The organism is Micromonospora musae (genome assembly GCF_003626545.1).
Taxonomy (GTDB): domain Bacteria; phylum Actinomycetota; class Actinomycetes; order Mycobacteriales; family Micromonosporaceae; genus Micromonospora; species Micromonospora musae.
This window is the reverse complement of the sequence record NZ_RAZS01000001.1, coordinates 459,862-473,926: the sequence shown is the minus strand read 5'-3', so window position 1 is coordinate 473,926 and position 14,065 is coordinate 459,862. Positions and strand designations below refer to the sequence as shown.

Annotated in this window: 17 protein-coding genes; 8 read left to right on the top strand and 9 right to left on the bottom strand. The window is 70.5% G+C overall.

The window, feature by feature from the left end; translation table 11 throughout:
- Positions 1–7: 7 nt before the first annotated feature.
- Both D7147_RS02250 and D7147_RS02245 read right to left on the bottom strand, forming a co-directional pair.
- On the bottom strand, positions 8–271 hold the full coding sequence (locus D7147_RS02250) for a type B 50S ribosomal protein L31 (protein ID WP_120673549.1): 264 nt from the start codon (positions 269–271) through the stop codon (positions 8–10).
- On the bottom strand, positions 268–1,593 hold the full coding sequence (locus D7147_RS02245; protein WP_120673548.1) for a CobW family GTP-binding protein: 1,326 nt from the start codon (positions 1,591–1,593) through the stop codon (positions 268–270). Before D7147_RS02245 ends, D7147_RS02250 begins: the two co-directional genes overlap by 4 nt.
- Positions 1,594–1,665: 72 nt before the next feature.
- On the opposite strand from D7147_RS02245, the gene rpmB reads away from it, so the two are divergent.
- From rpmB to rpsN, 3 genes are read left to right on the top strand one after another with little or no spacing between them, the layout of a single operon-like run.
- Positions 1,666–1,902, top strand: a complete 237-nt coding sequence (gene rpmB / locus D7147_RS02240; protein ID WP_120673547.1) for a 50S ribosomal protein L28 — start codon at positions 1,666–1,668, stop codon at positions 1,900–1,902.
- Positions 1,902–2,069, top strand: coding sequence for a 50S ribosomal protein L33 (rpmG, locus tag D7147_RS02235; RefSeq protein WP_120673546.1), 168 nt, complete (start codon positions 1,902–1,904; stop codon positions 2,067–2,069). The genes rpmB and rpmG overlap by 1 nt, the downstream gene beginning before the upstream one ends.
- On the top strand, positions 2,069–2,374 hold the full coding sequence (gene rpsN / locus D7147_RS02230) for a 30S ribosomal protein S14 (RefSeq protein ID WP_120673545.1): 306 nt from the start codon (positions 2,069–2,071) through the stop codon (positions 2,372–2,374). The genes rpmG and rpsN overlap by 1 nt, the downstream gene beginning before the upstream one ends.
- Positions 2,375–2,401: 27 nt before the next feature.
- On the opposite strand, the gene D7147_RS02225 is transcribed toward rpsN, so the two are convergent.
- Together D7147_RS02225 and D7147_RS02220 are read right to left on the bottom strand one after the other, a co-directional pair.
- A complete protein-coding gene (locus D7147_RS02225) occupies positions 2,402–3,094 on the bottom strand; it encodes a response regulator transcription factor (protein ID WP_120673544.1) in 693 nt (230 codons plus the stop codon).
- On the bottom strand, positions 3,082–4,374 hold the full coding sequence (locus D7147_RS02220) for a sensor histidine kinase (protein ID WP_120673955.1): 1,293 nt from the start codon (positions 4,372–4,374) through the stop codon (positions 3,082–3,084). Before D7147_RS02220 ends, D7147_RS02225 begins: the two co-directional genes overlap by 13 nt.
- Positions 4,375–4,972: 598 nt before the next feature.
- Between D7147_RS02220 and pgsB the strand changes: the two genes are divergently transcribed.
- From pgsB to D7147_RS02200, 4 genes are read left to right on the top strand one after another with little or no spacing between them, the layout of a single operon-like run.
- Positions 4,973–6,388: a poly-gamma-glutamate synthase PgsB gene (gene pgsB / locus D7147_RS02215; RefSeq protein WP_120673543.1), complete on the top strand. Its 1,416-nt coding sequence runs from the start codon at positions 4,973–4,975 to the stop codon at positions 6,386–6,388.
- A 13-nt stretch (positions 6,389–6,401) separates the two neighbouring features.
- The gene (locus D7147_RS02210) at positions 6,402–6,866 is read left to right on the top strand and encodes a poly-gamma-glutamate biosynthesis protein PgsC/CapC (RefSeq protein WP_120673954.1); all 465 of its coding nucleotides are present in this window, start codon (positions 6,402–6,404) and stop codon (positions 6,864–6,866) included.
- Positions 6,866–7,924, top strand: coding sequence for a C40 family peptidase (locus D7147_RS02205; RefSeq protein WP_120673542.1), 1,059 nt, complete (start codon positions 6,866–6,868; stop codon positions 7,922–7,924). Before D7147_RS02210 ends, D7147_RS02205 begins: the two co-directional genes overlap by 1 nt.
- A 14-nt stretch (positions 7,925–7,938) precedes the next feature.
- Positions 7,939–9,111 carry a CapA family protein gene (locus D7147_RS02200; RefSeq protein ID WP_233562876.1) on the top strand — a complete coding sequence of 391 codons (1,173 nt, stop codon included), beginning with the start codon at positions 7,939–7,941 and terminating at the stop codon, positions 9,109–9,111.
- An 83-nt stretch (positions 9,112–9,194) separates the two neighbouring features.
- Here D7147_RS02200 and D7147_RS02195 read toward each other — a convergent pair whose 3' ends face one another.
- The 5 genes from D7147_RS02195 to D7147_RS02175 all read right to left on the bottom strand — a co-directional run bounded on the left by D7147_RS02195 (position 9,195) and on the right by D7147_RS02175 (position 12,909).
- A complete protein-coding gene (locus D7147_RS02195) occupies positions 9,195–9,413 on the bottom strand; it encodes a hypothetical protein (RefSeq protein ID WP_120673541.1) in 219 nt (72 codons plus the stop codon).
- A gap of 63 nt (positions 9,414–9,476) precedes the next feature.
- Positions 9,477–10,475, bottom strand: coding sequence for an ion transporter (locus D7147_RS02190; RefSeq protein ID WP_120673540.1), 999 nt, complete (start codon positions 10,473–10,475; stop codon positions 9,477–9,479).
- Positions 10,476–10,566: 91 nt separating this feature from the next.
- Positions 10,567–10,908, bottom strand: a complete 342-nt coding sequence (locus D7147_RS02185) for an amphi-Trp domain-containing protein (RefSeq protein ID WP_120673539.1) — start codon at positions 10,906–10,908, stop codon at positions 10,567–10,569.
- 241 nt (positions 10,909–11,149) lie between these two features.
- Positions 11,150–11,674, bottom strand: coding sequence for a Pycsar system effector family protein (locus tag D7147_RS02180; protein WP_120673538.1), 525 nt, complete (start codon positions 11,672–11,674; stop codon positions 11,150–11,152).
- Positions 11,671–12,909 carry an adenylate/guanylate cyclase domain-containing protein gene (locus D7147_RS02175; protein ID WP_158609258.1) on the bottom strand — a complete coding sequence of 413 codons (1,239 nt, stop codon included), beginning with the start codon at positions 12,907–12,909 and terminating at the stop codon, positions 11,671–11,673. Before D7147_RS02175 ends, D7147_RS02180 begins: the two co-directional genes overlap by 4 nt.
- 323 nt (positions 12,910–13,232) lie before the next feature.
- Here D7147_RS02175 and D7147_RS02170 point away from each other — a divergent pair, with 323 nt between their 5' ends.
- Positions 13,233–13,943, top strand: a complete 711-nt coding sequence (locus D7147_RS02170) for a TetR/AcrR family transcriptional regulator (protein WP_120673952.1) — start codon at positions 13,233–13,235, stop codon at positions 13,941–13,943.
- Positions 13,944–14,065: the final 122 nt, after the last annotated feature.

Here is a 14,065-nt window from a genome sequence, read left to right as displayed (position 1 = left end):
GGCGCCCTCAGCGGGCCCGCTGCGTCCCGTGCCGGGCGTAGCGCGCCCGGAACCTCTCCACCCGGCCCGCGCTGTCGACGAGCCGCTGCTTCCCCGTCCAGAACGGGTGGCTCGCGGAGGAGATCTGCACATCGATGACCGGATAGGTGTTGCCGTCGGTCCACTCGACGGTCTGGTCGCTGGTGGCGGTGGAGCGGGTGAGGAAGGCGAAGTCGGCAGCGCGGTCGCGGTAGACGACCGGCCGGTATTCGGGGTGGATGCCGCGCTTCATGCGCTCTCTCCTTCGGGGTTGGCGGAACTGTCGGGCAGATCGGGATCGGGACTGCCGTCCGGGGTGAGGGTGACGAGGGGGAAGCAGCCGGCGAACGGGTCGGGATAGCTGCGCCAGACCTCCTCGCCGTCAGCCAGTTCGGCGTCGGTGAGCAGGCACGCGGCGAGGGTGCGGTGCAGTTCGGCGGCGGCCAGGTCCAGGCCGATGAAGACCAGATGTTGGTGGCGGTCGCCGTAGTAGGGGTCCCAGTCCAGAGCGGCGGCGAGCCGCCGGTGGTCGGACGCCTCGGCCCAGAGCTCGTCCGGCAGGACGGCGAGCCAGCGCCCGAGCGAACCCAGGGCGAGGCCGCCACCGGCGAAGTCCCAGGCGATCACGGTCTCCGGCTGACTGGCCAGCCAGAGGTGTCCCCGCGACCGGATCGCCTCGGCGTTGAGCTCCTCCAGCGCGTCGTGCAGGCGGCCGGGGTGGAACGGCCGGCGCGCCCGGAACAGCGCGGAGACGACTCCGCAGTCCGGGTGCGGCTCGTGCACCCCGAGCGCGTACCCCTCCAGGCCTCGGGTCAGTGTGCCCGGCGTGTCGGGCCGGTGACGGCGGGTGTCGCGCAGCTGCCGGCTCAGCGCGTGGGTGTCGACCAGTTCCGCGTCGACCCGGACCTGAGTGGTCCACGGCGCCATCCGGTCCAGCAGCACCGACAGCCGGCTGGTGTCGAACTCCCCGTCGCGGGACAGGCCCCACAGGACGATCGTGTCGGCGTACTCGATCTGGCGTACCACCACGTCGGCCACGGCGCGGTCGTCGTCGGCGGCGGCGTGGATGCCGAGGCTCTTCAGGTCGTCGGTGGTGGCCAGCGCGTCGATCAGGTGCTCGGCGTCGACCACTGTGACGTACGAGTCGATGCGCAGCAGGTCGGTGACCGGGGCGCCGTCGACCAGGCAGTGGGCGCAGGCGGTGGCGACCGCCTCCGGCTCGACGACCTCGGGGAGCATCAGGATGAGGTCCCGGCCGGGGTGCGTGCGGGCGAGTCGGGCCAGGGTGGGCAGCACGTCCTCGCGGAGCGTGCAGGAGACGCAGCCGTGTGCGAGTTCGATGCGTACGTCCTCCAGCAGGCCGGAACCGTCGCGGACGATGCGCTGGACCGCGCCCGCGTGCACCTCGGTGAGGTCGTGGCGGACCAGCAGCAGGGTCGGGTCCGCCGTGAGCAGGGCGCGGGCGGCGGCGTAGGTGGTGCCCGGCCAGAAGCCGCTCAACACGGTCAGGGCCGGCCGGAGGTCGGCCGCTCCGGCCAGGGTGCCGGCGGGCGCGAGTGGTGACGTCGACATCACGGTCCTCCTCGTCGCTTGTTGAAAACGATTGTCATTATAGTGAGAGGCCGAGTATCAACCAGAAGGAGTCACGTGTCCAGACGATGTGATGTCACCGGCGCCCAGCCGGGCTTCGGCAACGCCGTGTCCCACTCCCATCGACGCACCCGCCGCCGGTGGAACCCGAACCTCCAGCGTCACCGGTACTGGCTGCCGTCCGAGCGGCGCTGGATCACCCTCACCCTCACCGCGAAGGCGTTGCGGACGGTCGACCGCAGGGGCATCGAGGCGATCGTCGCCGAGCTGCGCGGCCGGGGAGCGCGGATCTGATGGCCCGGCAGACCGACATCCGTCCGGTGGTCAAGCTCCGCAGCACCGCCGGAACCGGCTACACCTACGTCACCCGGAAGAACCGGCGCAACGACCCGGACCGCCTCGTCCTGCGCAAGTACGACCCGCTCGTGCGTCGGCACGTCGAGTTCCGGGAGGAGCGCTGATGGCCCGCCGCGGTCTCGTCAACCGTCAGGGCCGCCGGGCGGAGCTGGTCGCGCGGCAGGCCGACCACCGCGCCGAGCTGAAGCGGCTCATCGCCCACCCCGACACCGACGCGGTGGTACGCGGCGAGGCCGTCCGCCGCCTGGCGCGGCTGCCACGCGACTCCAGCCCGGTACGGCTGCGCAGCCGGGACGTCGTCGACGGGCGACCGCGTGGGGTGCTCAGCCGGTTCGGCCTGTCCCGGGTCCGCTTCCGGGAGATGGCGCTGCGGGGTGAGCTGCCGGGGGTACGCAAGGCCTCCTGGTGACGTCCGACGTGGCCGGCCCGTCCCGCCTCATCCGCGCCGGTCGGCGGACGAGCCGGTCCACGTCGAGCCGCCGCGCAGGTAGGTGAGCACCGCCAGCACGCGACGGTTGGTGTCGTCGCTGGGCAGCAGGCCGAGCTTGGTGAGGATGTTCCCGACGTGCTTGCCGACCGCCGCCTCGGTGACGTGCAGCGCCGCCGCGATCGCCGCGTTCGAACGGCCCTGCGCCACCAGCCCCAGCACCTCCCGCTCCCGTCCGGACAACGCGGCGAGAGGGTCGTTCGGGCGGTGCAGCAGCCGGCGTACGACGTCGGGGTCGATGACCGTGCCGCCGCCGGTGACGGTGCGCAGCTGCTCGACGAACTCGACCACCTCGGCGACCCGGTCCTTCAGCAGGTAGCCGACGCGGCGGCCGTCCCCGCTGCCGAGGAGCGCGGCGGCGTACTCGGCCTGCACGTGCTGACTGAGCACCACCACCGCGAGCTCCGGCCGCTCCGCGCGCAACTCGACCGCCGCCCGCAGACCGTCGTCCCGCCGGCCGGGGGGCATCCGGATGTCGGTCACCACCAGGTCCGGCCGGTGCGTGCGGGCCGCCGCCAGCAGCTCCGGCGCGGAGCCGGCGGCGGCGAGCACCTCGAAACCGAACCGCTCCAGCAGGCCGACCAGCCCTTCGCGGAGGAGGACCTCGTCCTCGGCGAGTACGACCCGGGTCACCGGTGGCATGGCAGCTCCACCCGGACGAGGGTAGGGCCGCCCGGCGGGCTGGCGAGCAGCAACCGCCCGCCGGCGGCGCCCACCCGGTCGGCGAGTCCGGTCAGCCCGGTGCCCCGCGCCGGGTCCGCGCCGCCCCGGCCGTCGTCCGAGACCTCGACCACCAGCCGCTCGCCGGCCCGCGTGAGTCGTACCTCGGCCCGGGTCGCCGAGGCGTGCCGGGTGACGTTGTTGAGCGACTCCGAGACCACGTACCAGGCTGTCGTCTCGACGTTCTCGGGCACCGGCCGTTCCAGGTCGGCGTGCACGGTGACCGGGACGGTGGCCTCGTCGGCCAGTTCCCGGACCGCGCCGGCGAGGCCGAGGTCCGTGAGGCTCTGCGGGCGGAGGCCGTGCACGATCTGCCGGAGCATGACCATCAGCCCCTTCGCCTGGTCGTGAGCCACCGTGAGCGGCCGGGCGGCGGGGGAGTCGTCGGGCACGTCGAGCCGGGCCAGCCCCAGTTGCAGGGTGAGGCTGGTCAGCCGGGGCTGGGCACCGTCGTGCAGGTCGCGTTCGATCCGGCGGCGCTCCGCCTCGTACGCGTCCACGAGGCGAGCCCGTGACCTGGTCACCTCGCGCAGCGCGGCGGTGTCGGGCGACGAGCCGAGCAGCCAGCGCGCCACCGCGCCCTGGGTCGCCGCGAGCGCCCCGAGTCCGTACCAGAGCACCGGCAGCAGCAGCACGGCGACGACTGCGTACGGGACGGCCTCACCCGGCGTGTCGATGGTGTCCCAGACCACGATCACCTGGTCGGCGTCCCCGGCCAGCCACGGACTGGCGACCAGCAGCACGTCGATCAGCACCAGCAGGAGATAGACCCAGTAGACGACCGGCACCACACCGCCGAGCCACACCAGGTACGCGACCTCGCGCCACGCGTGGGCGCTCGTGTAGCGCTCGGCGACGCTCGACCAGCGGCGGGCCGGCACCGGGCGCGAGTCGATGAGCCCGAGCCGCCACCTTTCGACCGCCGCGACGGCGGCGCTGACGATCGGCGCGAACCCGACGAGGGCGAGCGTGCCCAGGGTCAGGAAGAGCGCGAGCGGCAGGGGAATCGGACGGTCGTGCCGGTGTACGGCGTTGACGGCCGCGAGCAGGGGAGCCCCGACCAGCAGCAGCCCGACGGAGAGCACGCCGGCGACCGGGGCGGTGGAGACCAGGTAGGCCAGCGCTCGCCAGGGCCACTCGGAGAGCAGGTAGCGGGGGTGGCGCAGCGCCGTGGCCAGGTGCGAGGGCCGGGAGGACGTCATGTCCTCGACGCTATCGGCGGTGCCGGGGCCGACCCAGCCGACTGGATCCACTCCGCGGGTATGCCCAGCCCTACCTCGTTCGGCCGGCTGCGGCCCGCGCCGGGGTGCCCGACCAGGTTGATCAGGAGACCCGAGTGGTCAGGAATGACCTCGTCCGTTGCGGGGGGACAGACGCGTCGAAAGCCCCAACAAGGCATCACACCGACGGGACAAGCTGGACCATTTTCACATTTGCCGCCAGGCTCACCCGCCCGAAGTTAACCGCCTGTCTTCCATGACGTGTGACAGTTGCTGGTCGTCTGCCGCTGTAGGTCATGCTGCCCTGGCACAGCTTCAGGTGTACGGCCGCGGCAGCTGGTGTGTCGACCGGGAGGTGCGTATGTCTTCGCAGCGGGGAAGCCGCTGTGGTCACTCGTCGGGCAAGGACGGCCCGCGACCGCACTGATCCTCGAACCCCGTTCACCCAGCCCGGCGCCCCGGTCGTGCATCGGTCCCGTTGACGCCTCACGGTCCGGCCGCCACTCCTCAGCCATTTCCTCGTGCCGAGACGGAGTACGACCATGCCTGGCGGCAGCCTGCCCTCGACGAAGCGGTCCCGATGACGTCGGTCACCGCGCCCCTGTGGCTGCTCGGGGTATGCATCGCGGGCCTGCTCACTCACCTTCTGGTCGAACGCGCACGCCACCGGCGTCAGCTGTCCCGGCTGCCGACCCGGATCGTGGTGAACGGAATCCGCGGCAAGTCCTCGGTGACCCGGCTCATCGCGGGCGCCCTGCGCGCGGACGACCGACGCACGGTCTTCGCCAAGACGACGGGCACCGCCGCCCGCCTGATCTACCCGCAGGGCCGGGAGGTTCCGATCCGTCGCGGTCGAGGCGGCGTCAACGTCATCGAGCAGATCGGGGTGGTCCGCCGAGCCGTGCACGCGGGCGCGGACACCCTGGTCGTGGAGTGCATGGCGGTCCTGCCGGAGCTGCAGCAGGTGAACCAGGAGCTGCTCATCGAGGGCGACGTCGTCGTGATCAGCAACGTGCGGGAGGACCATCTGGAGGAGATGGGCCCGACCCTCGACGACGTCGCCCGGTCGTTGAGCCGTTCGATGCCTCATCGCGGCACGGTGGTGACCGCGGAGCGGGAACGGTTGCACATCCTGCGCGAGGAGGCGGACCGCCGCCAGTGCAACCTGATCGCCGTAGACCCGGAAACGGTCACGGACGCGGAGATGCGGCGCTTCCGGTGGATCACCTTCAAGGAGAACGTGGCCATCGCGCTGGCCGTCGCGGAGCTCTGCGGCGTGGACCGGCGGACCGCGCTGAAGGGGATGTGGCAGGCCGCCCCGGACCCGGGCGTACTGCGAGTGGACGCGTGCGCCCACAACGGGCGGCGGTTCGCCGCGGTGAACCTCTTCGCCGCCAACGACCCGGCCTCGACCCTGATGAACATCAACCTGCTCCGGGAGCGCGGGTTGGTCGGTGAGCGGGTCGCCGTGGTCATCAACTGCCGACCCGACCGGATCGAGCGCAACGGCCAGATGGGCGGCATCATCCCGGAGATCAAGCCGACGAAGGTGTTCCTCATCGGCGCCCCGACCCGTAGCGCGCTGCACCTCATCCCGGAAGAGTGGCGCGACCGCGTGGTCGACCTCGACGGCGAGCACCGCACCGGCGTCGAGCTGCGGGACGCCATCGTCGAACAGCTCGGCGCGGGCGAGACCGGGACCTCGCTGCTGATGATCGGCAACATCCACGGTCGCGGCGAGGAGCTGCTGGAGGCGCTGCACTCGGTGACCGTCGCGGCGACCGCCGCGGCGCCGTTCGCCGAGCTCTCCCAGACCCTGGAGCGCATCTACAAGCTGGACACCGCCCGCAAGCCGGACACGGCGGAGAGCGGGGCGCAGGTCGACCTGGACGCGACAGTCGTGCTCTCCCGCGAGGACCTGACCGCGACCACGGTGCTGAACAGCGCCCGCATCGCCGTCCTGCACGGCGACCGACGTCGAGCCGCCCGCCCCTGAGCGAAGGAACATGATGCCAACATTCGACCTGTCCTCCGAGCTCAGCGCCGTGATCATCGCGGCGGGGCTGCTGTTCGGGCTCGTCGGCTACCTCGTGACCAACGTCGCGCCGGCCGGCCTCATGGTGCCCGGTTGTCTGGTGCTCACCGCGCTGGAGGACGCCCGCAGTCTCATCACCGTCGTGGCCATCACCACCGTCACGGTGCTGATCATGAAGGTGCTGCAGCGCATGACCATCCTGTACGGCAAGCGGCTCTTCGCCGTGGCGGTGCTGGTCTCCTCCTTCATGTCGGTGACGTCGTTCGTGCTGCTGCACACCCGTCTGCCGTTCCTCTTCGCCGGCGACACGCTGTCGTTCATCATCCCCGGACTGATGACCTACCAGCTGGTGCGGCCGCGTGCGCTGCAGACGCTGGCCGCCACGGGCGTGGTCAGCGCCGGCACCGGCGGCCTCGCCCTGCTGATGGTCTCGCTCTGATGCGCAACCTGCGGGTCGTCCTCACCGTCCTGGCGGCCGTCGCCGTCGTCGCCGCCGGCCTGGTCGTCGTCCGGCTCGTCACCGGGAGCCCGAACGGCGCGGCGCCGGCGTCGAGCTGGGGTACGCCGACCCCGACGCGCTCGCCGCGCAACGACGTCGAGCGGCTGGAGCAGCAGTACAAGCTGGTGGACCGGACCCGCCCGGACCGCACCGAGGTGCATCGCCGCAGCGACAACGAGCTCGTCGCCACGCTCACCGTGGGCGCGCGGACCGTCGTGGTGGCCGGCCCCGAGCGCCGCTTCAGCGAACCGTCCAGCACTCCCGCGGAGATCGAATCGACGTCCTGGGTGCGCGTGGCGCCGGAGCCGTGGCAGACGCGACGCGGCAAGGACGAGGAGTTCGTCGGCTGGCTGCTCGACCAGATCGAGGACGAGGATCCGCCGATCGACGTGCTCGCGGCCACGATGCAGTACCTGGCCGACGCGCCCGACGGCCGCAACGACGAGGGTGTCAGGTACATCGGCGACGCCGGCTTCGGGTACGTGCACAGCGCCGACGAGCGTGACGGGGCGGATTTCTACGACTACCTGGAGATCCCGTGGGAGTTCTCCGACAGCGGCAAGAAGAAGCCGTCCGAGCGGTGGGACCGTGACCTGGACTGCTCCGGCTTCGTCCGGCTGATCTACGGCTACCGGTTCGGGCTCCCGCTCTTCAACGATCCGGTCAGCACCACCGTCGACGGCCTTCCGCGCACGGCGTCGAGCATGGCCTCGTACGCCCGCTCGGTGCTCGTCGCCGCCGGACGTACCCCGGGCAAGGCGCCCGCCGACCTGAGCGCCCTGCAACCCGGCGACCTCGTCTTCTTCTCCCTGCACAAGGAGGACCCCAACCTCATCACCCACTCCGGGATCTATCTCGGGAAGGATGAGGACGGGGGGATGCGCTTCGTCTCCTCGCGCGAGACCGTCGACGGTCCCACCTTCGGCGACGTGAATGGAGACGGTGTCGTCGACTCCGGTTACTTCGGCGAGCGGCTGCGCCGGGTCATCCGGCTCTGACACTAGGAACGGTCATGCGTGCTGTCCGCATCATCCTCATCGTTGCGCTCGTACTCTCACCCGGCCTGGTCTGGGTGCTGCGCGGCGACATCATTCGGGACCGGATGGCGACCGAGCCGAGCCCGGCCGGTCAGGTCGCCGCACCGACCGCGTCCGGTGGGCCCCGGCAGATCACCATCTCGGGCTCCGGTGACATCCTCGTCCACCCGCCGACCTGGCAGCAGGCCCACGCCGACGCGGAGGCGGACGGCCGGGACGGCTACGACTTCGAACGCATCTTCGCCGACATCCGTCCCGTCGTCTCGGCCGCCGACCTGGCCATCTGCCACATGGAGGGGCCCATGGGACCGGGCGGTCCGCAGGACTTCCCCCGGTTCCGCGCGCCCACCGAGTTGGCGGCGACGGTCAAGTCGACCGGCTACGACGCCTGTTCGACCTCCAGCAACCACGCCCTCGACCAGGGTGAGCAGGGCGTCTACGACAACCTCGACGCGCTGGACGCGGCGGGCCTCGGCCACACCGGCACCTTCCGCAGCGCCGCCGAGCGGGTCCGCCCGACGATCTACAACGTGAAGGGCGTCAAGGTCGGGCACCTGTCGTACGCCATGCACTTCAACGGGCTCAAGCCGCCGGCCGGGAAGGAGTGGCTGGCCAACCGGATCGACGTCAAGGCGATCAAGGCGGCTGCCGCCGCCACCCGTAAGGCGGGCGCGCAGATCATCGTGCTCTCCGCGCACTGGGGGAAGGAGCTCGTCCACGAGCCCAGCGGTGACCAGCTGTACTGGGCCCGGCAGTTGATCGCCGACCCGAACATCGACCTGATCATCGGCCACCACGCCCACGTCGTGCAGCCCTTCGAGAAGGTCGGCGACAAGTGGATCGCGTACGGCGTCGGGAACACCCTCGCCCGGCACGACTTCCCCGTCGACGCCAACCGGGAGGGCGTCATCGCCTCGTTCACCTTCACCGAGCAGCCGAACCACCGGTGGAAGGTGACGCGCGCGGAGGCGACGCCCATCTGGCTGTCGCTGCGGCCCACCATCCGTGTCGTGAACCTACCCGCGGCCGTGAAGCCCATGCCGCGCATCGACCGCAGGCGCTCGCTCTACACCGCGGCCATGGATCGGATCAGCAGCTACCTCGATGCCCGGGGCGCGGTCAAGGCGGGGCTGCACATCGTGCGTTAGCGGCCGGCCGGGCCGTGGTGCGTGCCGGGGCCGCGTGACGCCCGGCGGGTTCGGGTCACCGCCGGGCAGCACGGACTCGGTGACTACTTCGAGTTCAGGGCGACCAGCGCCTGTGCGGCCCGGAAGTACGGGTTGCGGCCGAGGTCGCCGATCGTGACGATGCCGAGCGCCTCCTTGAGCAGCTTGGCGCCACCCTCGCTGACCCCCGCGAGGGCGGCCACCGGGGCGTCGACCAGCTCGGTGAGGGTCTTGTCCTGGTAGGCCTTGTCGACCAGCTTGGTGAGGTCGGCGGTGACGGGCATGGACTCTCCTTCGATACCCGGGCTGACATCTCGCCCGGACGGGACCGATCGGGAGGAATTACATCACCCGCGACGAACACCCTCCACAGAGGACTCCGACTTTCCCGCTCGCGGCCGGGCAGCGGTCGACGCGGCCTTCCGCTTCCCGCGACCCCGGCGACGGCCTGCGGGCTGACCGTGGGTGTGGCGTCGCGCCGGAGCCGAACCGGGGGCCTCGCCGTCCGGGGCCTCCGGGAGCCGCCGCTCCAGGTCCGTGATGATCGTGCGGAGCTGCGCCAGCTGCTGGTGGACCGAGGGTTCGGCGAGGTCGTCGGGGACCTTCCGCCGGGTGGCCCGCTCCTCCTGGTCGGCCTCCTCCAACGCGCGGAGCACCACGCCCACCAGCAGATTGGTCAGCAGGTAGCAGGCGGTCACCATGTACGACACGTAGTACAGCACCGCCCACTCGGTGACCTCCCGGCCGGCCTGGAGCGTGTCGGTGATGCCGTCCAGCGACAACAGCAGGAACAGCGTGAGCATCGCCTGCCCGACCGTGCCGTACCGCTGCGGTTCGGCGGTGCCGAAGAGCATCCAGCCGAGCATCGCGTACCCGTACAGCACCAGCACCGTGACCAGCAGGAAACTGCCGAGCCCCGGAAGGCTGCGCCGGATCCCGACCAGGATCACCCGCAGGCTGGGAAAGAGGCGGAACGCGCGGACGATCCGGGCCAGCCGCAGCAGGCGCAGCAGCGTCACGTTCTCGCGTACGCCGGGCAGCAGCGGCGTGGCGACGATCAGCAGGTCGAAGATGTTCCAGCGATCCCGGAAGAACCCGGCCGGACGGCGCAGGTGCGCACCGAAACGCACCAGCAGTTCGAGTACGAAGAAGGCGAGGCACGCGTGCTCGATCGCCCGCAGCGGGGCACCGGCCGCCACCACCGCCCGGCCGTACGTCTCCAGGCCGAGCGCCAACGAGTTGACCAGGATCAGGACGAAGCTCGTGAGGTTGAACCAGGAGGCCGCCACCAGCGCCTGGCACGCGTCGGCCAGTCGGTGTCTCGGACTCGGAACAGCGGGCGTCATGTTTCTCCTGCGGCCCCGTGACCGTGGACGGGCCTCGGGTCGATCGTCCGGCGGGCGCCGGCACCGCCGCCGCCCCCCGGTCGCTCCGCGGTCAGGCCTTCGGCTTCTCCTCGGCCTTCGGCTCCTCCGCGGACTCCTCGGCCTTCGGCTCCTCGTCGGCCTCGTCGTCCGTCGCGGCCGCCGTCTCCTGCTCCGCCGCCTTCACCGGAGCGGGCAGGGTCCAGGAGAACTCGATCTCGACGGAGAGCTCGGTCTCGCTCTCGCGCTCGATCTCCAGCTCGCACCGGACCTCGTCCGCGACCGCCACCGCGCCGGCGGCGCCGTAGTAGACCCGACCGTCGGACTCCAGCTGGTTCGCCAGCTGACGCAGCCAGCCGGCCAGGTCGGCCCGTGACACCGTACGGGCGTCCTCGTAGATATCCATGCGCGCCATGCTCGCACTCCATAGAGGACAGACGGATGGTGGGTGGGCACCGGTCTCACCGGACCGGAATGATATTGCTCCGGTGCGCCCGAGAGCGGGTAGGGCTGGCCCCGACGGGGCAGCCGGCTCCCAGGGCGTGGGTGACCCGGGGAACCGGCCCTCGTGCCGCTGAGCCGCGTGAGTCGCGGGCCGCACGGCCCCTCCGCGTTTCGGCGCGCCACCTATGCGGGCGGCCGCGGGATGGCCGCTTTCAGAACCGCCACAGTGCCTGCATCAGTGCGATCCCCCCGATGGCGACCGCAACCACTAAGAGGTCCACGGCGACCTGAATCAACCGGTACTTCCGCAGCACCAGGCGGGAGAGGTCCACAAGTTGAGCGGCCCGACGCGAGTTCACGTCGTCAGGGGTGCACGCGAGCTCTCGTTCGAGGTCGTCAGGTCGATCGACGAACGTGGCGAAGTGCGCGAAGTACTCCTGTCGCCCACGTCCGCCGGCATTGAGGCGCGGCCGGACGGCCCAGACCAGCAGTAGCGCGCTCACTATGAACAACGCGGTCGCCGTGCCCACCGCCCAGCTGCTGGGCGACAGCGCCGTAGCGGTGGCGCTGAGGCTCACGAACACTCCCATCAGCACAGCCAGGAGGGCCAGCAGCAGACTGGCCTTGGCGTCCGTCCGGCCGATCTCCTGCCGGGTCTCCTGCAGCAGTGCGTCCAACGGGATGCCGCCGACGGTTGCCTCCGACCGTTCCTCTCTCCCGTCCGGTGCCAAGGTCATGCGGCCGCGCTCGTCTGCCCCGATCCGACGTCCAGGACGAGCCCCTGCAGTCCGCCCCTGCGGCCGGGCGCGAGGGTCACGGTCACGGCCTGTCCGATCTCGTACGTGGTTGCCTTGGCGCCCAGGTAAACGAAGATGTTCATCGGGTTACCGCTCGAATCGGCCAACCTGATGAAGCCGTATCGGTCGTGCAAGGTGACGAACTGGCCGGTCACCTGCTGACCGTCCTGGACGGTGCACCCGGCGACCGGGCGTCCGTCTGCCCGGGTGGCGGGGCGAGGAATGAACATGACCGTCCGGCCGACCGTCAGGTCGGTCCCACCGCCACCCAGGAAACGCCGGTCGACGTAGAAGTCGCCTTCGTCGGTGGTGCGGATGAACCCGCGTCCCGGCTCAGCCATCCACGACGTGACGGTGCCCTCCACGGTGCGCTGCGCGGGCTCGTCGCTGCGCCGTTGGTTCGCCGCCCGATCGGCCATCATGGTCGTCACCTCGTTGCTCACGCCCTTGCTGGCCTGGGCCCAGATGACCTCCTTGTAGATGATCGACTTGGCGAAGCCCTTCAGGTCCACCTTCTGCTCGTGCTCGCTCACGTACTCGCGGGAACCACGTTTGAGGGCGCGACCGACCCTGGAGCTGATCTTGTTCAGGTTCGCCGCGTCGGTGGTGGCCATGTCCGCCCAGATCGCGCCGGCGGAGGCGGCGTTGCTCAGTCGAGCGGCCAGATCGACGACGGTCCCGACGTAGTCCACTACGCCGCCCGGTCCCTCGTACTCGACGACCTTGCCGGTCGCCAGACCCACGCGGCATTGGCAGTTGCGGAGCCGGTTGCCGTCGTTGTCGGCCTCCAGTGATTCCTGGATCATGATGGCCGCGTTGATCGCGTTTGCCGCCTGCTCGTCGCCGAAGACCGCGAGGACCCCGTCGCCCAGGTACTTCACGACCGTGCCGCCGTGCTTCCGTACGGCCTCGTCCACCAGATCGAGGAATCGGCCCATGGTGGGGAGCCACTCGACTTCGGGAGAGCGAAGCTTCAGGTCAGTCGAACCGACCATGTCGACGAAGAGCACGACCTTGTGCGGTGCATCCTGCAATGCTTGGTTGAACAGGGATGAATAGTGCGAAAAGTCCTCCATTGTGACATCCTCCCTACGAAGGAGCTGCGTCTTTCCGACCTGGCTGCGAGCGGCATCGGTGCCGGCCGCGTGCGGGGCCTCGTCGGCGTCGGCCTTCATGTCGGCCGTTCCGTCCGCTGATCCGTGATGGCCCATTACCAAGCGATGAGAATTAACTATGTTAATGGCGTTTACCTGATGCGGCAACGAACGATGTTCGTGTATGCGTGTTCGGACAAAGTGGACAGTGTGTGTGAAACACGGTTCGGTCGAGTGGCGGCCGGGTAGGCCGTAGCCGCCGGCACACGGATGCATCGACGCCTCGCCGCAAGGTCGCGCGTGGGCGGAAGGATGCCCGGCTGGGACTATGGTGCGGCGGTAGTCGAGCGGAGAGAGTGAAGAGCGTGAAAGCAGCAACGCGGCGCGATCGGCTCCGGGAGCAGATGGTGGCGGATGCGCGGAGCGCGGCGAGGGCCGTCATCAAGGACCAGGGGGTGGAGGCGCTCACGCTCGCCGAGGTGGCACGCCGGGTGGGAGTCACCCCCGCCGCCCTCTACCGTCATTTCGAGGACCCGCCCCTCGCGGACATCGTCCGGCAGGCGGCACGGGAAGTCACTGCCGAGATCACCGACCTGCTGCAGACGACGGTGGACGCTCAGGAGGAGAACGACTACGCGGCCCGCCTGGTGGAGCCGGCCCGGGCGTTCCGCTTATGGGCGTTGGCCAACCGGCAGGAGTTTGCCCTGCTATTCGGCACCCCGACCGCGGCCGCCGGGAGTGCCCAGGTCGATGTCACGAGCGACTGGGTGCGGCGCCTCGCCGGCGTCTGGGGGCCCGAGTTCGTAAAACTGTGGGCTGCTCGCCCCTATCCGATCCTCGACGATGACGAGCTCGATGCCCGCCTCCGACCACAGCTCGCCGAGTACCGCCGGGCCACCGGAGTGGAGATTCCACTTGGCGCTCTCGTCGTCATGCTCTCCTGCTGGCGGTCGATCTACGGTGCGGTCGCCCTGGAGGTCTTCGATCAGTTCGCCCCCCTGATCACGGACCACGAACCGATGTTCGAACTCCTGATGCAAGATCTGATGACCGTGTTGGGTCTGGTGGCCGACTACCATCCACCGACAGTCGTCCGTTTGGCGGGCGCCGGCTGATGCCTCGCGGCCGTCTCCGTTCGGCGGGATGAAGCCCGCACAGCGCGGGGTGTCCAGGCATCCGAGGCGGCCAAGGCGATGATCCGCATGGGCGGGCGGCCGGGCCGGCGAACCGGACCCGA